The following is an 18,996-nucleotide window of genomic DNA, read 5'->3' as shown; positions in this document are numbered from 1 at the left end:
GCTCACACAGACCACTGCTCCTCGCGCCACGCTGCGTCCCAGAAGCGGTACTCGTAGCGAAACGAGGTGAGAAAGCGGTCGGTGAACTGCTCGCGGTCTGCCGGACTGGCCCGACCGGCCACCTCGTCAAGCAGGTCGAGACACCATTCGGTGAGTTCGGTGAACTCCTCACTCGCGTACATCTCGATCCACGCGGCGTACTGCTCGTGGTCTGGTTTCCCGCGCACGTCGAGGTGTCTGCCGGTCTGATTGAACCCCCACATACACGGCAAGAGTGCGGCGACGAGGTTACCGAAGGACTCGGTTGCGGCCGTCCGGACGAGGAAATCGGTGTACGCCTGCGTGGTCGGCGAGGGTTTCGTTCGTTCCAGGTCGGCTTCGCTGATTCCGAATTCGGCGGCGTACTCGCGGTGGAGGTCCATCTCGGTGTTGACGGTCTCTTCGAGAAGCGTTGCGAAGGTTCCCATCTCGTCGAGCGACGGGGCATTTGCGGCTCCGAGCGCGAACACGCGACTGTAGTCGACGAGGTAGACGTAGTCCTGTTTCACCCAGTATTCGAACGGGTCCGTAGAAAGCGTCCCCTCGCCGAGTTCGACGACCATCGGGTGGTCGAGAATCGCTTCGAGGATGGGGCGGCCCTCCTCGCAGAGTGATTCTGCGAATGACATAACTGGCCTTCGCAGACCGACGGGAAAACTATTCGCCCCGGCCTGGCCCGGCTATAAGTCGGTCCCGCCCCTCGATACGGACATGAAGATTTACACCAAACGCGGCGACGAGGGGAAGACCGACCTCTCGAACATGGCGCGCGTCTCGAAGGCGAGCCACCGAATCGAAGCCTACGGGAGCGTAGACGAGGTGAACGCGCTGGTCGGCGTTGTCCGACCGACGGGCTACGACGACGTAGACGAGATGCTTCGGTCGATTCAGAATCACCTCCACATCGTGCAGGCGGACTTCGCGAATCCCGACCCGAAGGCGGACGCGCCCGTGATTCGCGACGAACACGTCGAACAATTGGAGACGTGGATGGACGACCTCGATACGGAACTCGACCCGCTCAAGAGCTTCATCCTGCCCTCGGGCAGCGAACCCGGCGCGAAACTCCACCACGCCCGGGCGGTCTGTCGCCGGGCAGAGCGTCGTGCCGTCGCGCTCATCAACGAAGAGGAGGCGAACCCGGCGGCGGTGAAGTACCTGAACCGGCTCTCTGACGCGCTGTTCGTCCTCGCACGCGTGGTCAACAAACGCGAGGGCGTCCCCGAAGAGTCCCCCACCTACTGAGCGTCGGGCGTCAACCCGACCAGTTCCTGTGCCAGCACGTCCGCGTAGCCGTGTGGGGTCAGCTTGAGGGTGGGGACGCCGAGGAAGGTGAGCGTCGCCACCGCGAGCATCGGCTGGTCGGCTTCGACGCCGCGCTCCCAGAGCGCCTCGCGCACCGCCCGCACGCCTGCTGCGGCCTCCTCGATTGGGACGTCTGCGACGACGCCCGCGACCCGGCAGCGGTGTTCGGCGATGATTTCGCCCTCGTCCACCACGGCCCACCCGCCGCCGATTTTTGCGACGTGGGCTATCGCTTGCTGTATCGCCTCGTCGGTCGCGCCGACGGCGACGGTCATTCCTGCCTCCCAGACGGTGGTCGTCGCCACCGCACCTGAGCCGAGGCAGAAGCCCGTGAGAAAGCCCACGAACGCCTCGTGGTCGCTGTCGGGGTGGCGGTCGATGGCGACGACTTTGAGCACGTCGCGCTCCGGTGCGGCCCTGAGTGTGCCCTCTGCCTCGGCGGGTTCGACCGTCGCCATCCTCGAGAACAGGCCGGTGACGTACTCGATGGCGCGAACGCGTCCGCCTCGTGTGACGGTGGCTGGGACGCTCAGGTCGAGCGAGTCGGGGAGACCCACGCTATCGTAGAAGTGGGCGGGGTAGTCGTGGGGTCGGGGAGAGACAGTTGCGTCTCCGTTCTCGACGACGAATTCACCTCCCGAGATGACGGTTTCGACCGCGACCGATTCGAGGTCGGAGAGAAGGACGACGTCCGCCCGTGCGCCCGGCGAGAGGGTTCCTCGGTCGCGAAAGCCGAAGTGGCGGGCCGGATTGAGAGTGGCCATGCGGACGGCGTCTTCCGGGCTGACACCTGCTTCGATGGCACGGCGGACCACCCGGTCCATGCAGGTTCCTGCCTGCAGGTCGTCGGGCCAGAGGCTGTCGGTCGAGAGCGAAAGGTCCGCCGCGCCGACCTCCTGGTAGGCGTCTGCAATGGCCGCCGTGTCGTCGCGGATGGTTCCCGACCGCCCGATGACGTGGATGCCGTTTTCGAGGCGTTCTATCACCTCGTCGCCGGAAATCGCCTCGTGGTCGTTGTCGATGACCGAAGCGAACGCTTGCAGATTGGTCCCTTTGCAGCCAGCCCCATGGCCGCTGATTGGCTTCCCTGCCTCGCGGGCGCGTTCGTAGAGGTCGAAAAGTGGCGGGTCGCGCCCGACGACGTGAATCCAGTCCACCTCCCCGACGCCAACGACGCTGGGGTGCGAGAGAAGTGCGGTGAGTGCGTCTTTCTCCGCGTCGTCCGCCCACGCGGGACTGAAGGTGTTCACGAGCGGCTGTGGCGTGAGCGTGGCGAACACCGAGACGGGGAGGCCGTCGGTGGCGGAGAGCAGCTCCGAGACGCCTTCCGCTCCGTACATCGGCCCCATTCCCGTCACCTCGGTGACGACGCTGGTCGTCCCGCCTTCGAGGACGGAGGGGTAGGCGTATTCGAAGGCGTGCTGGGCCTCTATGTGCGTGTGGGCGTCGATGAACCCGGGGACGGCGACCTGCCCCGTGGCATCCACGACGGTGGTGTCGGGGCCGACCACTGACCCTGAGTCTGCGGGCAGCGCGGCGATGCGGTCACCGACGATTGCGATGGCGCGGTCGTGTTGGTCGCCCGTCTCTGGGAGCAGGACGCTCGCGTTCTGGATGACGAGGTCTGCGGGGGTGTTGCCGAGGGCCACGTCCTGTAGACGGGTCATGTTCGCTCGTAGACGATGACCCCGCCGTTTTCGTGGGCCGCGACCTTCCCGCGCGATTCGAGGACGTCCAAATGGCCCACGGCCTCGCTCATGCCTGGGAAGAACTCGGTGACGGGGAGGTCGCCGAACAACTCACCCATGATTTCGACCGCCGTCGTCGGCCCGTCTACGAGGCCGTACACCTTCTCCGTCCGCGCTTCGTGGGCGTCGAGCATCTCTCCGATTCGCTCGGTGAGATTCTCGATAATGGTCCGGTGGCCAGGGAGGAAGCGGTCGTACTCCGCTTCTTCGAGTCGGCGTAGCGATTCGTTGAACGCAGGAAGGGGACGTGGCCGTTCGTCTTCGCCGGGTTCCGGCGGCTGAAGCAGCGGATTCGGCGTAATCTCGTTCAGGACGTTGTCGCCGACGATGGCATGACGCTCGTTACCCTCGTCGAACGCGAAGATGAGTTCGCCGATTGCGTGGCCCGTCACCCGCTTTGCGACGAGGGGTTCGCCGTTGATTTCGATGCGGTCGTCCTCTGTGACTTCCGTGTCCGTCTCGACGCTCGGCGCGTAGGAGAGGTAGGATTCGGGAAGGTCCACGACCGCGTTGGCCGTCGCCGCGGACATCCCGTTGCGCTCGAAGAAATCGGCGAAGAACGTCTGCTCGTGCTGCAGTCGTCCGGGGAAGTCGGCCATGATGCGGGCAGCCTCGGGACTCGCGACGACGCTCGCGCCCTCGGCTTTCAGTCGTGAAGCCAGTCCGAAGTGGTCGGGGTGGGGATGGGTGACGACGACCTGTCGGAGGTCTGCCGGCGTCATTCCGTTCGCTTCGAGTCCGTCCAGGAGAGCCGCCCACGCCTCCTCGCTATCGGGACCGGGATCGACGACCGTCCGGCCCGAGAGATAGGCGTTTACCGCCCCGACCCGAAACGGCGTGGGAATCGAAAGCCGTGTGAACATATCACGAACTTCCGGCCGCGTCGCTAAAACAATTTGTGACAGGGCGGCATGGGACGGGTGCCTCAGAACGGGTGATGCCCACGGCCTGTAGGGGGTGTTCGCCGCACTCATCCAAGTCGGCATTGGGACAGACGCCGACTGCGACGAACGGTCGTCCACCGCGCACCGCCTGCAAGTTTAGGTCTGCCTAAAACAACCAAAAGTGTTGTGGTTTCGGTTCCGACGTTGATTTTTTCGAGGTGTCCCGTATCTGAAAATCCTTGACGAGAGTACTGTGAGTGGCACAAGGGTTTTATTTGGTGTTATCGTTATAACAGGTATGAACAAGCACTTTGAAGATACCCAGTACTACCTGAAGCGCGCGAGTGAGACGGCAAAGCGCGGCGTCACGGAAGAACTCTCTCCAGTTCAGGAGAAATTCCGCTCGATTACCGGCCGCGAGGAGGAGCCAGAACTATCCCGAATCGACGAAATTCGAGAGGAGCTTCGAAAGCTGCAGGACCGCGCCGAGGGTGAAACCCGCGAGGCAATCGCGAGTGCGCGCTCGCGCCTCGACGACTACCGAAGCCAGCGCTCGGAAGCGTCCGACTGAGCTGTTTTTTCGGCAGTCGAAAGTAACCCTTAAGGTTAGCCGCCGGAAACGAGGTACTGCAGAGGGTTGGTGATCTAGTCTGGTTATGATACCTCCTTCACACGGAGGAAGTCGGCAGTTCAAATCTGCCCCAACCCACTACTTCTGTCGCGAGCAACTCCGCGAGCGACTGCTGTTGTGACGCGGGGCAGTTTGAACCAGGGAGCGAGCAGCGCGAGCGACCAAGGTTCAAATCTGCCCCAACCTGTTGTCACACTACAAGCCCAATCGACACGAGTAGAAAGCCGAACAGTCCGAGAACTGAGGCGGAGACATACGCGTAGTCTCGTTGTTTCTTCGCGGCTTTTTCGGGGTCGGTTTGCCACTCCGCACCGTCGACCCAGTTTCGAGAGAATGACTGTGGGGCGAGCGCGCTCCCGGCAGCGAGCGCGAACATGAAGAGCCCAGTAACGACGACGAGCGGTTCCATGGCGATACTTGTTGACTGGGTGTCATGAACGTTCGGAAGGACACCGGCGTGCGTCCTAGCTGAGCCATGGCCAGTCGGTCGTTCACCTCCTATCGGCTCAGTTGGCCGTCTCGGTCGGCCCGGTCAACAGCCACCCCGAGCAGGAGCATTCCGAGGCCGAACGGCCACGTGAACAGGATCGGTGCGAGGTCGAAGCCGAGTGCGGTAGCCATCGGGTCCCAGAGGAGTTTGTCGGTGACGGCGAGCATCGGCAGCGAGACGGTCAGGAGCCAGGTGGCGGCGCGTGGGCCGTCGGTGCGGAGCAGGGAGATGCCGAGGAGCGTCCCGGCGGCCACGGCAAACGGGAAGGCGGCGAACACGAGTAGTCTACCGATGGCGGGATTCACGAGTCCGGCCACGCCGCCGGCGACCATGGCGGCGAACGCGAGTGCCATCGCGAAGACGGCCACCTTTCCGGTCCAACCTCGGACGAAGGTGGCGGCCACGCCGGGTAGCGACCCGAGGAGAAGGGCAGCAGCAACGGCGACCCACACCTGTCCGACGGTGTTCGTCGCGGGGATGGGCAGGCCGTTGAACTGGCCGGTGAGGAGGACGCCGAAGACGAGCAGTCCGGAGCGCGCGCCGTGCCGTTTCGAACCCACGGCTGGGGCGTCCCGTCGAAGCGTCGTATTCATACCCACAAGAACCGTGCGCTCAGGACAAAACTGTTGTTCGAGTTGCACGAACGCACGGCTGGTTGCCGTGGTGCATTCTGGCGGTGGCAGTGAGGCGAGGGGTGGGTTCGCTACTTGCGAATTCCCTCGTCGGTGGCGGCCACGCCGAGGATGTAATCGCAGGTCGGGCAGACCCACTGGGAGACGAGGATTTGTCCCTCCTCGATGACTTCTTCGACGGCCGAGACGGTGTTTTCGCAGTATGGACAGATTCCCATGGCCGGAGATGTGGGGGGTTGAGAATAGCTCTTTTCGCCGTAACGAGTCTCTGATGCCCGCTCGCTACTGACACCGATGGGCACGCGGAACGTGGGGCGTTTGAAATCCCCGTAGCCCAAATTCTCTTTTGTCGCCGAGTCCAAAACTCGCGCATGGAAGACGAACCAGAGATGCCGCGACTCGGTCTCGGCACCTACGACATGAAGGGCGACGAGGCGGCTGACGCCGTCGAGACGGCCATCGACATTGGCTATCGCCACATCGACACGGCCCAGCACTACGACAACGAGGAGGCGGTCGGACGAGGGATTGCGCGGGCTGACGTCCCGCGCGAAGACCTGTTCGTCGCGACCAAAATCTGGCACGACGACCTCGGATACGACGACGTCATCGAGGGCGCACAGGAGAGCCTCGACCGACTCGGCCTCGATTACATCGACCTGCTGTACGTCCACTGGCCGGCGGGCGACTACGACGCAAAAGACACGCTCGCTGCGTTCGACGAACTGTACGAGGAGGGCGTCATCCGCCACGTCGGCGTCTCCAACTTCACGACCGACCTGCTCGACGAGGCACAGGAATACCTCGACGCGCCAATCTTCGCCCATCAGGTCGAGTGCCACCCGCTGCTCCAACAGCGTAACCTCCGCATCTACGCCGCTGGTCACGACATCGAGCTGGTCGCCTACTCGCCGATTGCTCGCAACGAAGTTGCAGAAAACGAGGACATCAAGGCCGTCGCCGAGAACTACGACGCGACGCCCGCCCAGATCAGTCTCGCGTGGCTGCTCGCGAACGGCATCGTCCCGATTCCGAAATCGAGCGACGAGGAACATCTGCGGGCGAACTACGAGAGTCTCGACATCGAACTCACGCAGGAGGACAAAGAGCGCCTCGACAACCTAGACGACGAAGAGCGCCTCATCGACCCGGACTTCGCCCCCTGGTAATTCGGTCAGACCGGTCAGACGTGCTTCGTCAGGCCGCCGTCTACCCGGAGATTCTGTCCGGTGACGTAACTCGATTCGTCTGAGACGAGGTACGCGACGGCGTCGGCGATTTCTTCTGTCCTCGCGGCGCGATTCATTGGAATCTGCGCGCGAGTTTCGTCATCGATTTCGTAACTGTCTGCGAACCCGGGGAGCACGGCGTTCATGCGGATTCCCTCGCTCGCGTAGCGGTCTGCGTAGAGTTTCGTGTAACTGCCGAGCGCCGCCCGAAGCACGGAGGAGACGGGGAACTCGGGACTCGGCTCGAACGCAGAGAAGGTGGAGATGTTGACGATTGCTCCGCCACTGTCCTGCTGGCGCATGATGGGCGTGACGAGGCGGGCCATTCGAACCGCGTTCAAGAAGACGAGTTCGAACCCTGTCTGCCAATCTTCGTCCGGAATCTCGCCGATGGGGCCTTTCGGCGGGTGGCCGGTGTTGTTCACCACGGCGTCGATGCGGCCGTAGGTGTCGCGGGCGGCCTCGACCAGCGCGGCGAGGTCGTCGGAGTCGGTCACCGACCCCTCGAAACCGACGCCGCCGAGGGCTTCTGCCACGTCGATTGCTCCACCGGACTTCGAGAGAAGAACGGGTGTATAGCCGTCTGCGGCCAATTTTCGGGCGCTCGCGGCACCGATACCGCTGCCCGCCGCGGTCACGATTGCAACTCTGGAAGCGTCCATACAGTACCCACAGTGGTACTGACTTTGTGGGTTCTGAAAGCGGAAGGGGTTCCCGGTGACGTTCAGTCGTCTGCGGGTGCGGGCACTTCGTGGTCGCTGATGGTCGCCTTCGGTAGGAGCGTCTTCTCGAAGTCGAACTCGTCGAGGGCCTTGCCTTCGCGAACCTTCGTCGGCCAGTCTGGGTTCGCCAGTGCGCTCGTGCCGAGGGTGATGAGCGCGGACCCTGACTCGATTACGTCGCGGGCGCTCGCCGGGTCGCCGAGGCCGCCGTTTGCAATGACTGGTGCGTCACCGTGCTCGACTGCCGCCTCAGCGAGCGTTGGGCCGTCGTCGGCAAACGTCGCTGCTGTCGCGTCGCCGTCGGTCGTGTGGATGTAGTCTGCGCCGGTCTCACTGACCGCGCGGAAATAGACTTCGGCGTCGTCCTCGCCGCCGTCCCATTTGTGTTCTTCGTCGCTCACCATCGCCTGCGAGAGGCGGACGCCGACGACGAAGTCCTCGGGAGTCGCGTTCTGAACCGCCTCGATGACCTCTCGGGTGAGTCGAACGCGGTTCTCGGCGGAACCGCCGTATCCGTCTTTGCGTTCGTTGTACTCGGCGGAGAGGAATGTATTGAGGAGGTAACCGTTCGCGCTGTGAATCTCAACGCCGTCGAATCCCGCCGCTGTGGCCCGTTCTGCGGACGCGGCGAATCCCGCTACGACGGCGTCGATGTGGTCAGTCGTCATCTCGGTCGGGACAGGAAATTCGCCTTCACCGCCGTAGAGTGGGCTCTGTTCGCCCTTCGGTTGGACGGCGGAAGGGGCGATGGTCTCGTCGGTGTAGCGGTTACCCTGCGCCTGCGACCCGGCGTGCATGAGCTGGGCGAAGACGGCACTGTCCTCGTCGTGAATCTTCTCGATTACCGGCTCCCAGGCGGCCGCCTGCTCGTCGGTGGCGAGTCCGGGCTGATTGTGGTAACCCTGGCTGTGTGCCTCGTCGGTGTACACGCCCTCGGTGATGAGAAACGAGAAGCCGCCGCGAGCGAACTTGGCGTAGTAGCGAGCCATCTCAGGTGTGGCGTGCCCGTCTGCCGTGGCGCTCGTGCGGGTCATCGGCGCGAGGCCGACACGGTTGTCGAGAGTGAGCGATTCGAGATCGAACGGATCGAAGAGGGTATCGTCTGTTGGCATGACCGGATTCTGGGCACGGACGGCAAAAGCCGGCGGGCGGGTGTGCGAACCAGCTACCGTCCCGCCGTGATTGATTGTGTGATATCTCAACTGAGACGTTCGGACGATTGGCCAGTGGACGACTCTCGCTCCGTCGGTTGCTTTTCGGTCGTGAAATCCGCCGAGTGTACGCTTCGGCGACGGTGGCGGTATAGAAAATAGAAGATTTTTAAATTTATCGGAAATTCTCCTCTAAACGGTTCTATATTCTCTGTCTTACTAGGCACCTTCGATACTAAAACGACCTATTATTGACCTTATAGCCAACTTTTATCACCCCGTTCGTCCTTGCTGTGGATGTAATGTGTGAAACAGACGCGAAACGAGGTGGGGGTGGTCGATAGGACTCGCCACCCTCGGATCGATTACCACAATGACCACCATGGTCGTGCAAGCTGTACTATGGGTTAGCCACCCGGACTGACGCTGGGATGCGTCAGTCGCCTCTTTTGCTGGGTCAGGCACCAGGCCTCCCCTGGCATTTTACGTCAACGAACTGTCAACCTAACCGACGGTAAGGATACTCGCTGTGTGATATACTTTCTCCCATTCAGTGCACGCTGACTGTCGGCAAAACTATCGCGTTAAGGTCGGCTGAAACCGGGAGACTGAGACGGTGAGAAACGTTGACACCCACAATTATTCCACCCTCCTCGATGATACGATAATCTCCAACAATCATGTACGCTTACGAGACATCTTTTTCTCCTCAGCGTGCATTGTTTTATTCGGTGTAATACCATGCAGTATGAAGGCAGAATTCGGGCAAACTTCCTGGACTGGGCCTCGCTCATCCTCGTCATCGTGGGTGCGTTAAACTGGGGTCTGATCGGGATTGGGGGCTTTATCAATGCAAACTGGAACGTGGTGAATCTCATCTTCGGGTCCATCCCGACGCTTGAGAACCTCATCTACCTCCTCGTCGGCCTCGCGGGCGTCTACGAGCTGTACTTCGCGTACCAGCTCTACGACGCACGCAGCGAGCGCCCGATGACCGAAAAGCCCGCCTAAGCTTCGACTTTTTCGACGACACACCACCCCGTGAGCGGTCGCTCACGCCGTCAGTAAAAGAAAGGAAAAACCGAGTTAGAGGAACTCTTCGATGTGGTCTGCGACTTCCTCTGGAGTGTCGCCCACTGGAACGCCCGCGTCGTTGAGGGCGTTGATTTTGGACTCTGCGGTGCCCGTTCCAGAGCCGGAGACGATCGCGCCCGCGTGGCCCATGCGCTTTCCTGGCGGGGCCGTGCGACCGGCGATGAAGCCAGCGACTGGCGTGTCCATGTTCTCTGCGATGTACGCAGCGGCTTCCTCTTCGTCCTCGCCACCGATTTCACCGCACATGACGACGGCTTCGGTCTCTGGGTCGTTTTCGAACGCTTCGAGCGCGTCGACGAACGACGTGCCGATGATTGGGTCGCCACCGATACCGATGGCCGTGGTCTGGCCGATGCCGCGCTGGGTCAGGTTGTCGACGACCTGGTAGGTGAGCGTCCCCGAGCGGGAGACGAGACCGACGTTCCCGTCGGAGAAGATGTTGCCTGGCAGGATGCCGAGTTTCGCCTCGCCCGGCGTGATGAGGCCTGGACAGTTTGGCCCGATGAGTCGGGTGTCGACTTCCTGCAGACGCTTGTAGACCTTCGCCATGTCCTGGGTCGGAACGCCTTCCGTGATGGCGACGACGAGGTCTAAGTCGGAGTCGAGTGCCTCGAAGATGGCGTCCGCGGCGAACGCCGGTGGGACGAAGACGACAGAGGCGTCTGCGTCTTCTTCTTCGACGGCTTCACTGACGGTGTCGTAGACGGGAACGCCCTTTACTTCCTGCCCGCCCTTGCCTGGCACGGCGCCGGCGACGACGTTCGTCCCGTACTCCATCATCTGTTCGGTGTGGAACTTGCCTTCGCCGCCCGTAATCCCCTGGACGACGACGCGAGTGTCCTTGTCTACGAATACACTCATTGCTGGACCTCCTTTGCGCGTGCAACGGCCGCTTGAACGGCGGACTCGAGCGTGCCTTCGACCTGCACGAGGTCGGTGTTCAGAATCTCCATGCCCTCTTCTGCGTTCGTCCCGGCGAGACGCACGACGACGGGCTTTGGAATCTCGTCGAAGCTTTCGAGTGCCTCGTTGATACCCTTCGCCACCTCGTCACCGCGGGTGATGCCGCCGAAGATGTTGAAAACGACCGAATCGACGTTCGGGTCGGAGAAGACCATGTCCAGTGCGTTCGCCACACGGGAGGCCTTCGCACCGCCACCGATGTCGAGGAAGTTGGCTGGTTCGCCGCCGTAGTAATCGACGAGGTCGAGCGTCGTCATGACGAGGCCCGCACCGTTGCCGATGATTCCCACGTTGCCCTTGAGGCGGACGTAGTCGAAGCCGTACTCGCCGGCTTTGCGCTCTAAGTCGTCCTCGTAGGCTTCTTCTTCGAGTTCGGCGAGTTCCGGCTGGCGAAACAGCGCGTCGTCGTCGATGTTCATGACCGCGTCGGCCGCGATGACGTCGCCGTCCGAGGTGACCATGAGCGGGTTGACTTCGATGTCGCTCGCGTCCTTGTCGTCCCAGAGCTGGAACAGCGTCTGGAGAATCGAGGAGACTTCGCGGGCGACGTCTGCGTCCACACCGGCCCCGTAGACTGCACGACGGGCCTGGTATGGGTGCATGCCAAACGCCGGGTCGATGTGCTCGCGGGCGATGGCCTCGGGCGTTTCTGCTGCGACCTCTTCGATGTTGACGCCACCTTTCGTGGAGACCATGGCGACGGGTTTGCCCTCGCCGCGGTCCATCGTCACACCGACGTAGAGTTCGTCGACGAAGTCCACGGCTTCCTCTACGAGGACGCTCTCTACGGTGTACCCTTTGAGGTCCATGCCGAGGATGTCGTCGGCTGCCGCTCGCGCCTCGTCCTCGTCGGATACGAGTTTGATGCCTCCGGCCTTGCCACGTCCGCCCACGTGGACCTGCGCCTTTACAGCGACGGGATATCCAAGCGACTCTGCAGCCTCGACAACCTCGTCTACGGTGGTTGCAAGCTGGGAGTCCGGCGTTGGAATCCCCGCGTTTGCGAAGATGTCCTTCGCTTGATACTCGTGCAGCTTCATACGTATATTACCGTGTGAACACGTCGCTTAAATCCCTTTCATTCGGACTCCCGATTCTTGCCGCTACCAGTCCCCGTGTGGCAATATCTGCGGGGATTGCCAGCATGAGACACACTACCGTCGCCATCGAATCTCCGACAGGCGTACGCTTTTGCGGAGGGCGGCCGTCAACTCGGCCATGCGCGCCGTACGGTATCACGAACACGGTGGAACAGACGTACTCACCACAGAGGAACTGATGCGCCCGGAACCGGCAGCAAACGAACTGCTGGTCGCGGTTCACGCGGCCGGAATCAACCCCGTCGACACCTACTTCCGCGAGGGATCGTACAAACCCGCCACGCTCCCGTGGATTCCCGGCTCCGACGTCGCCGGCGTCGTTTCCGCCGTCGGGGACGACGTGACTGAATTCAAGGCAGGCGACGAAATCTACGCGACCGGTCTCGGGAACGGCCACCCCGGAACCTGCGCCGAGTACGCCACGGTTCCCGTCGAACTGGCCGCGAGTCTTCCCGACTCGGTCAGCTTCGAGCAGGCCGCCGCCGGGGCACTCGTCGGCGTCACCGCCTGGCAGTCGCTCATCGCGACAGCGAATCTCCAGCCAGCCGAGACGGTGCTCATCCACGGCGGGAGCGGCGGCGTTGGTCACATGGCCGTCCAGATTGCGAAAGCGACCGGCGCGACGGTGGTCACGACCGCCTCGCCGAAGTACCACGACGACCTCGACGCGATGGGTGCAGACGTGGTCCTTGACTACGCGCGCGACGACCTAGAGGACGCAATCGAGGAAGTCGGCAAGCCGGACGTCATCCTCGACCACCGCCTCGACGAGTATCTCCCGCTCGACTGTGCGGTCGCGGCGAAGGGCTGTCGCATCGTCGCCATCGGCAACGAGGACCAAGAAGCGACGTTTCCGAGCGTGCCAGCCGCCCGCGCGAAGGCGCTGTCGGTCCACCACGTCTCGATGTTCAACACGCCCGACATCGGCGACGTTCTCTCGCGACTCGCCACGCTCATGGAGGCGGGGGCCCTCACGCCGCGAGTGCACCAGACGTACGACTTAGCCGAGGTCGGTGCGGCCCACGACGACGTGTTGGCGGAGAGTTTCCTCGGGAAACTCGTGGTCACGCCCTGACCCGGCCGCCCCACCTTTATCCTGTTTCCGCACTAACCGGTTGCTATGAGTGTCGAGTTCGATTTCTCGGGAACGGTGGTCGTGGTAACCGGCGCGAGCGGTGCGCTCGGAAGCACTGTCGCAAACGAGTTCGCGAAAGCCGGCGCGACAGTCTGCGCGGCGGACGTGGTCGAACCGGACGAGGGGACGCTCGTCTCGGGAATTACGTTCTACGAGGGCGATTTCACGGACGAAACGGACGTCAAATCGACGTTCGACGAAATCGCAGATACCCACGGACAGGTGGATGCCCTCATCAACATTGCCGGGACCTGGAAGGGCGGAACGCACATCGAAGAAACCGACGTGGACACCTTCGACATGCTGTTCTCGGTCAACCTGAAGACGATGTTCCTCGCGAGCAAGCACGCGATTCCGCACCTCAAAGAGACTGAGGGTGCAATCGTCTCGACGAGTGCCCGCGCCTCGCTCGAAGGCGGCGAGGGTGACGGCCCCTATCGTGCCGCGAAGACCGGTGTTCGACTCTTGACGGAGACGATTGCAGAGGAGAACAAGGGAACCGTCCGGGCAAACGCCATCATGCCGAGCGTCATCGACACGCCACAGAACCGGGAGGCGATGCCCGATGCCGACCACGATAAATGGGTCGAACCAGCAGAAATCGCCCGCGTCATCATGTTCCTCTGTAGCGACGCCGCCGATGTGACCAGCGGCGCGGCGGTGCCGGTGTACGGCGAAGCTTGAGCCGTCTCCGACATCGCGTGACGGCGGGTCGAACCATTCAGTGATGTCGAACACGTTCTGATTTTTGCATGAAATTTAACATTGAAAGTTAGCGGCGGCGACTGCAACGCGTCCAGGTTTGCTCCCATAGACTTTATGTTCGTGCAATATTTGCTAGTTGGTACGTCGCTGGTCGCTAGATTCTCTGCTGCTGTTTTTACTATGATTGAATATTGATAAATTCGACTAGCTTCGGTGGGTGGTATTCTGTGGCGACCGTTCCGTGTCGTCATTTCACACATGTCCGATTAGGAAACCTAACAGTCATGTGGTTGGTAGGTCGCGGAAAATCGGGACATTTATTTGACCGATACTGATAGGGGGTTTCACACATGAGTGAAAGAGAGACATGGGCAACGCGGATGGGGTTCATCCTCGCGGCCGTCGGCAGCGCCGTCGGCCTCGGGAACCTCTGGCAGTTCCCCTTCAAGACGGCGACCAACGGTGGGGCGGCGTTCCTCATCGTTTACATCGGCGCGGTCCTCGCCATCGGTTTCCCGGCGATGCTCGCCGAGTTCGTCATCGGGCGACGAACCAACCTGAACACGATTAGCGCGTTCAAGAAACTCGGCTACGGCAACTGGCGCATCGTCGGCGCGCTCGGCCTCTTCACCGGGTTCTGGATTCTGTCGTACTACTCCGTGGTTGGCGGCTGGGTACTTCGCTACCTCGGCGGCAGCGCCACGGGCGCGTACTTCAGTGCGCCCGGTGAGTACTTCGCCACGATTTCGATGGGACCAGAGGCACTCGCACTCCACGCCGTGTTCATGGGCATCACCATCGGCATCGTCGCCTTCGGCATCGAGGGCGGCATCGAGAAGGCAACGAAGCTGATGGTTCCGTCCATCATCTTCATCATGGTCGGCCTCGCCGTCTTCGCGTTCATCAGCGACTCGGGCGCGGCCATGGAAGCGTACGCATACTTCCTCAACCCCGACCTGAGCGTCGTCCGAGCGAACTTCGGCGACATCGTCCCGTTCGCCGTCGGACAGGCGTTCTTCTCACTTTCACTCGGCATGGGTGCGATGATTACCTACGCTTCGTACCTCGGTAACGACGACAATCTCGCGAAAGACGGCCTCGCTATCGTCTTCCTTAATTCGGTCGTCGGCATCCTCGCAGGCCTCGTCGTCTTCCCGTTCCTGTTCGCACAGGGCATCAGCCCTGACACGAGCGGCCCCGGCGCGCTGTTCGTCGCCGTCGCCGGCGCGCTCGCCGAACTCGGAGCCATCGGACAGGTCGTCGGCGTCGTCTTTTTCTTCGTCGTCCTGATTGCTGCTCTCTCGTCGGCAATCAGCCTGCTCGAAGTCGTCGTCGCCTACGTCGTCGACCACTACGGCGTGAGCCGCAAACCGGCCGCCTTCGCCATTGGAGGCGTCATCTTCGCCCTCGGCATCCCCTCGGCGCTCGATACGGCGTGGCTCGGCTGGTTCGACACGCTCGCCTACAAACTGCTCTTGCCACTCGGCGTCCTCCTGCTCCTCCTGTTCGTCTCGTGGCAGCTCGGCCAGGACGCACGCACTGAACTCCTGAAGGGCATGAAAGACCGCACGACGTTCAGCGGGGTCTGGCTCTGGACGCTCCGATTCGTCGTCGTGTTCGCTGTCTACGAGACGCTTCGCCTTGGCATCGGTACGCTCGTCGAGACCGGCATCATGCCGCCCCTCTAGGGCGCTAACCCTCACCATTTTTACATCCAAATCGGCCGCCTGAGCGGCTGTGCTCCCATGTTATTACGGAATTGACTAATCGCAACTCGAAAGTAACTTAGGTGCGCCTTTGCGAGTGCGTTCCAATGACACGAGAAACCTGGGCAACCCGAGTTGGGTTCATTCTCGCGGCCGTCGGCAGCGCCGTCGGACTGGGGAACATCTGGCGGTTCCCCTGGATGACGGCGGAAAACGGCGGCAGTGCCTTTCTCATCGTCTATCTCGGTATCGTGCTCCTCGTCGGCGTCCCCGGTTTGCTGGGCGAATTCGTCATCGGACGGCGGGCGAAACGCAACCCCGCGGGCGCACTCAAGAAACTCTCTGGCTCGCGGGCGTGGGAATTGGTCGGCGGCTTTAGCGTGGTCACCGCGGTCATCTTGCTGTCGTTCTACAGTGTCGTTGGCGGGTGGATTCTCCGCTATTTCCTCGCCAGTCCGACCGGCGCGTACTTCGAGTCGCCGGGTGGGTACTACGACTCCATCGCATTCGGAACGACTGGGTCCGTCGGTTTCGGCCTCGTCTTCCTCGTGCTGACCGGTATCATCGTCTTCGCGGGCGTGCGCCGGGGCATCGAAGTCGCCACGAAGGTGATGATGCCGGCCATCGTCGCCCTGTTGCTCGCGCTCGCCGGGTGGGCGTTCTTCCAGCCGAACGCGATGGCGGGGTACGATTTCTACCTCGGGGCCGATTGGGGCTACTTGCAAGCGAACTTCTTCGACATCCTTCCGGCCGCCGCCGGACAGGCACTGTTTACGCTCTCCGTGGGAGCGGGGACGATGATTACCTACGCCTCGTACCTCGGCGAGGACCGGTCGCTTCCGTTCGACGGGTCAGCAATCGCCGTCCTCAACACGTTCGTCGGCGTGCTCGCAGGCCTCGTCGTCTTCCCACTGCTGTTCAGTTTCGCCCCCGACGCGGCGGGCACGAGCGGGCCGGGCGCGCTGTTCGTCGGCATCGCCGGAGCGTTCGCGAACCTCCCGTCCGTCGGTGGGATTCCGACGGGAATCCTCATCGCCACCCTGTTCTTCGGCGTGGTGACCCTCGCGGCGCTGTCGAGTTCCATCAGTATGCTCGAAATCCCCGTCTCGTTCCTCGTGGACGAATTCGGCGTCGAACGCAAGTACGCCACCGGCGGGATGCTCGCGCTGGTGTCGCTCACGATGACGGTCAATGCACTCCGGCCGCCGGTCTTCGAGTTCATCGCGGGCACGCTCGTCGACCTGATGCTCACCGCCGGCCTGCTCGCGTTCCTGTTGTTCGTCGGTTGGGTGCTCGGCCGGGACGCCATCGACGAATTCGCGAAGGGAGCGTCCGATTTCGGTCGCGCACTCGCATCGCCGTGGCTGCTTGCCGTCGGCGTCCTTCTTCCACTGTTCTTGCTGTTCACGCTGCTCACGGGCATCTTCGGGGCGCTCGGTATGGCGGGTGCAATCGAGACGTGGATGACCGTCGTGCTCAGCGTCGCACTCGGGCTGGTGGCCTTCGCCGGCCTCCGGGGTCCGACCTCCGTCCTGTAAATTCGACAACTGTCGAAGGGAGATTTGCCTCCTTGCGGAACCCTTTTTGTGGCGCTTCTGTATCGACCTAGCATGAATGCGGTTTGGGGTGATTCCCCGTGACCATGGAAGAGAAGATCGAGGAGCTACGCGAGAAACACGAGGAAGCCCTCCTTGGCGGCGGCGAAGACCGAATCGAAGCCCAGCACGACAAGGGCAAACTCACCGCGCGCGAGCGCATCGACTATTTCTTAGACGAGGATACGTTCACCGAGTTCGACCAGCTACGCACTCACCGGTCGCACAACTTCGGGATGGAAGAACAGCAGATTCCCGGGGACGGCGTCGTGACGGGCTACGGCGAAGTGGACGGGCGCACTGTCTTCGTGTTCGCTCACGATTTCACCGTCTTCGGCGGGTCGCTCGGTGAAGTGTTCGCCGAGAAGGTCGTGAAGGTGATGGACAAAGCGATGGAAGTCGGCGCACCAATCATCGGCCTGAACGACTCTGCCGGCGCACGCATCCAGGAAGGCGTCGTCTCGCTCGCGGGCTACGCGGACATCTTCCACCGCAACCAACAGGCGTCGGGCGTCATCCCACAGATTTCGGCCATCATGGGACCGTGCGCCGGCGGCGCGGTGTACTCTCCTGCCATCACTGACTTCATCCTGATGGTCGAGGACACGAGCCACATGATGATTACCGGCCCGGAGGTCATCAAGACCGTCACGGGCGAGGAAATCACGATGGAAGAACTTGGCGGGGCGGGCGCTCACAACACGAAGAGTGGCGTCGCCCAGTTCTCGACGGCCTCTGAGAAGGAGGCCCTCGACGACATTCGTCGCCTGCTCTCGTACATGCCCTCGAACAACGTCGATGACCCACCACGCGTCGAACCGTGGGACGACCCAGAGCGGATGGACGACGAACTCAAGGAAGTCGTCCCGGACCAGCCACAGAAGCCCTACGACATCGTCAACGTCATCGACAAAGTCGTCGACGAAGGGTCGTTCTTCGAAGTTGCGGAGAAGTACGCCCGCAACATCACCATCGGTTTCGCCCGACTCGACGGCCACTCCGTCGGCGTCGTGGCGAACCAGCCGAAAATTAACGCGGGTACCCTCGACATCGACTCCAGTTTGAAGGGCTCTCGCTTCGTGCGCTTCTGTGACGCCTTCAACATCCCAATCGTGACGTTCGTGGACGTGCCCGGGTTCATGCCCGGCACCGACCAGGAGCACAACGGCATCATCAAACACGGCGCGAAACTGCTCTACGCCTACTCCGAGGCGACGGTTCCGCTGCTCACCGTCATCACGCGCAAGGCCTACGGCGGCGCCTACGACGTGATGGCTTCGAAGCACCTCGGGGCGGACGTGAACTACGCCTGGCCGACGGCCGAGCTCGCCGTGATGGGGCCACAGGGCGCAGTGAACATCCTCTACCGCAAGGAACTGGCCGACGCAGACGACGTGGAGGAAAAACGCCAGCAACTCATCGACGAGTACCGTGACGCCTTCGCGAACCCCTACGAGGCCGCGGAGAAGGGCTACGTAGACGACGTCATCGAGCCACAGGAGACGCGTCCGCGCCTCATTCAGGACCTGAAGATGCTCCGGACGAAACGCAAGAGCCAGCCGGACCGTAAACACGGAAACATCCCACTCTGAGATGAACGTAGAAGACCTCCTCGCCGCACTCGACATCGACGACGCGGACGCAGACGAGGCCGCCGCCATCGCCGCCGCCATCGGCGCGCACTTACAGGACCTCGCCGCCGCCGCGGCGGACGCAGACGAGGAGACGTGGGAGGGCCGGCGCTGGACGTTCGCTGGCCGAATGGAAGCGCTCCAACAACGTACCGTTCGGGTTCCCGACGGTGCTCCGCAAAGCGCGTGGGCGGCCGCAGGCCGAACCGATAGAATGAGATAACCGGATATTCAA

The 18,996-nt window shown here is 62.3% G+C and carries 20 protein-coding genes and 1 tRNA gene; 11 read left to right on the top strand and 10 right to left on the bottom strand.

Annotated elements, in window-relative coordinates; all coding sequences use genetic code 11:
• Positions 1-2: 2 nt before the first annotated feature.
• Positions 3-668: a thiaminase II gene (gene tenA / locus P0648_RS12980; RefSeq protein ID WP_276246842.1), complete on the bottom strand. Its 666-nt coding sequence runs from the start codon at positions 666-668 to the stop codon at positions 3-5.
• A gap of 82 nt (positions 669-750) precedes the next feature.
• Between tenA and P0648_RS12975 the strand changes: the two genes are divergently transcribed.
• Entirely contained in the window at positions 751-1,284 is a 534-nt protein-coding gene (locus P0648_RS12975; protein WP_276246843.1) for a cob(I)yrinic acid a,c-diamide adenosyltransferase, read from the top strand.
• Here the strand turns inward: P0648_RS12975 and P0648_RS12970 are convergent.
• Positions 1,278-3,011 carry an adenine deaminase C-terminal domain-containing protein gene (locus P0648_RS12970; RefSeq protein ID WP_277504250.1) on the bottom strand — a complete coding sequence of 578 codons (1,734 nt, stop codon included), beginning with the start codon at positions 3,009-3,011 and terminating at the stop codon, positions 1,278-1,280. The two genes, P0648_RS12975 and P0648_RS12970, sit on opposite strands and share 7 nt — an antisense overlap.
• On the bottom strand, positions 3,008-3,955 hold the full coding sequence (locus tag P0648_RS12965) for an MBL fold metallo-hydrolase (RefSeq protein WP_277504248.1): 948 nt from the start codon (positions 3,953-3,955) through the stop codon (positions 3,008-3,010). The genes P0648_RS12970 and P0648_RS12965 overlap by 4 nt, the downstream gene beginning before the upstream one ends.
• A 319-nt stretch (positions 3,956-4,274) precedes the next feature.
• On the opposite strand from P0648_RS12965, the gene P0648_RS12960 reads away from it, so the two are divergent.
• Both P0648_RS12960 and P0648_RS12955 read left to right on the top strand, forming a co-directional pair.
• Complete coding sequence (locus P0648_RS12960) at positions 4,275-4,547, top strand: hypothetical protein (protein WP_276246846.1); 273 nt, start codon at positions 4,275-4,277, stop codon at positions 4,545-4,547.
• A 63-nt stretch (positions 4,548-4,610) separates the two neighbouring features.
• A tRNA-Val gene (locus P0648_RS12955) sits at positions 4,611-4,685 on the top strand.
• Positions 4,686-4,797: 112 nt separating this feature from the next.
• Here the strand turns inward: P0648_RS12955 and P0648_RS12950 are convergent.
• The 3 genes from P0648_RS12950 to P0648_RS12940 form a co-directional block, all read right to left on the bottom strand.
• A complete protein-coding gene (locus tag P0648_RS12950; RefSeq protein WP_276246847.1) occupies positions 4,798-5,016 on the bottom strand; it encodes a hypothetical protein in 219 nt (72 codons plus the stop codon).
• A gap of 89 nt (positions 5,017-5,105) precedes the next feature.
• Positions 5,106-5,690: a hypothetical protein gene (locus tag P0648_RS12945; RefSeq protein ID WP_276246848.1), complete on the bottom strand. Its 585-nt coding sequence runs from the start codon at positions 5,688-5,690 to the stop codon at positions 5,106-5,108.
• A gap of 110 nt (positions 5,691-5,800) precedes the next feature.
• The gene (locus P0648_RS12940) at positions 5,801-5,947 is read right to left on the bottom strand and encodes a hypothetical protein (protein WP_276246849.1); all 147 of its coding nucleotides are present in this window, start codon (positions 5,945-5,947) and stop codon (positions 5,801-5,803) included.
• Positions 5,948-6,100: 153 nt separating this feature from the next.
• Here P0648_RS12940 and P0648_RS12935 point away from each other — a divergent pair, with 153 nt between their 5' ends.
• Positions 6,101-6,898: an aldo/keto reductase gene (locus tag P0648_RS12935; protein ID WP_276246850.1), complete on the top strand. Its 798-nt coding sequence runs from the start codon at positions 6,101-6,103 to the stop codon at positions 6,896-6,898.
• A gap of 14 nt (positions 6,899-6,912) precedes the next feature.
• Here P0648_RS12935 and P0648_RS12930 read toward each other — a convergent pair whose 3' ends face one another.
• Both P0648_RS12930 and P0648_RS12925 read right to left on the bottom strand, forming a co-directional pair.
• Entirely contained in the window at positions 6,913-7,620 is a 708-nt protein-coding gene (locus P0648_RS12930) for an SDR family oxidoreductase (protein WP_276246851.1), read from the bottom strand.
• A gap of 62 nt (positions 7,621-7,682) precedes the next feature.
• On the bottom strand, positions 7,683-8,792 hold the full coding sequence (locus P0648_RS12925; protein WP_277504245.1) for an NADH:flavin oxidoreductase: 1,110 nt from the start codon (positions 8,790-8,792) through the stop codon (positions 7,683-7,685).
• 780 nt (positions 8,793-9,572) lie between these two features.
• On the opposite strand from P0648_RS12925, the gene P0648_RS12920 reads away from it, so the two are divergent.
• Complete coding sequence (locus tag P0648_RS12920) at positions 9,573-9,842, top strand: DUF378 domain-containing protein (protein ID WP_276246853.1); 270 nt, start codon at positions 9,573-9,575, stop codon at positions 9,840-9,842.
• Between the two features lie 75 nt (positions 9,843-9,917).
• On the opposite strand, the gene sucD is transcribed toward P0648_RS12920, so the two are convergent.
• Both sucD and sucC read right to left on the bottom strand, forming a co-directional pair.
• Positions 9,918-10,787: a succinate--CoA ligase subunit alpha gene (sucD, locus tag P0648_RS12915; protein WP_276246854.1), complete on the bottom strand. Its 870-nt coding sequence runs from the start codon at positions 10,785-10,787 to the stop codon at positions 9,918-9,920.
• On the bottom strand, positions 10,784-11,929 hold the full coding sequence (gene sucC, locus P0648_RS12910; RefSeq protein WP_277504244.1) for an ADP-forming succinate--CoA ligase subunit beta: 1,146 nt from the start codon (positions 11,927-11,929) through the stop codon (positions 10,784-10,786). Before sucC ends, sucD begins: the two co-directional genes overlap by 4 nt.
• Before the next feature lie 178 nt (positions 11,930-12,107).
• Here sucC and P0648_RS12905 point away from each other — a divergent pair, with 178 nt between their 5' ends.
• The 6 genes from P0648_RS12905 to P0648_RS12880 all read left to right on the top strand — a co-directional run bounded on the left by P0648_RS12905 (position 12,108) and on the right by P0648_RS12880 (position 18,984).
• Complete coding sequence (locus P0648_RS12905; RefSeq protein ID WP_277504243.1) at positions 12,108-13,064, top strand: NADPH:quinone reductase; 957 nt, start codon at positions 12,108-12,110, stop codon at positions 13,062-13,064.
• A 45-nt stretch (positions 13,065-13,109) separates the two neighbouring features.
• A complete protein-coding gene (locus P0648_RS12900; RefSeq protein ID WP_277504242.1) occupies positions 13,110-13,808 on the top strand; it encodes an SDR family oxidoreductase in 699 nt (232 codons plus the stop codon).
• Positions 13,809-14,179: 371 nt separating this feature from the next.
• Positions 14,180-15,517 carry a sodium-dependent transporter gene (locus P0648_RS12895; protein ID WP_277504241.1) on the top strand — a complete coding sequence of 446 codons (1,338 nt, stop codon included), beginning with the start codon at positions 14,180-14,182 and terminating at the stop codon, positions 15,515-15,517.
• 125 nt (positions 15,518-15,642) lie between these two features.
• Positions 15,643-17,073: a sodium-dependent transporter gene (locus tag P0648_RS12890; protein ID WP_277504240.1), complete on the top strand. Its 1,431-nt coding sequence runs from the start codon at positions 15,643-15,645 to the stop codon at positions 17,071-17,073.
• Positions 17,074-17,177: 104 nt separating this feature from the next.
• On the top strand, positions 17,178-18,722 hold the full coding sequence (locus tag P0648_RS12885) for an acyl-CoA carboxylase subunit beta (RefSeq protein WP_369685660.1): 1,545 nt from the start codon (positions 17,178-17,180) through the stop codon (positions 18,720-18,722).
• A gap of 1 nt (position 18,723) precedes the next feature.
• Entirely contained in the window at positions 18,724-18,984 is a 261-nt protein-coding gene (locus tag P0648_RS12880) for an acc operon protein (protein ID WP_277504238.1), read from the top strand.
• Positions 18,985-18,996 lie beyond the last annotated feature (12 nt).

This window comes from Haladaptatus sp. DYSN1 (assembly GCF_029489995.1).
In the GTDB taxonomy this organism is placed as follows: Archaea; Halobacteriota; Halobacteria; order Halobacteriales; family Halococcaceae; genus QDMS2.
Note: the sequence above shows the minus strand (reverse complement) of the source record. Positions and strands in the feature narration are given on the sequence as shown.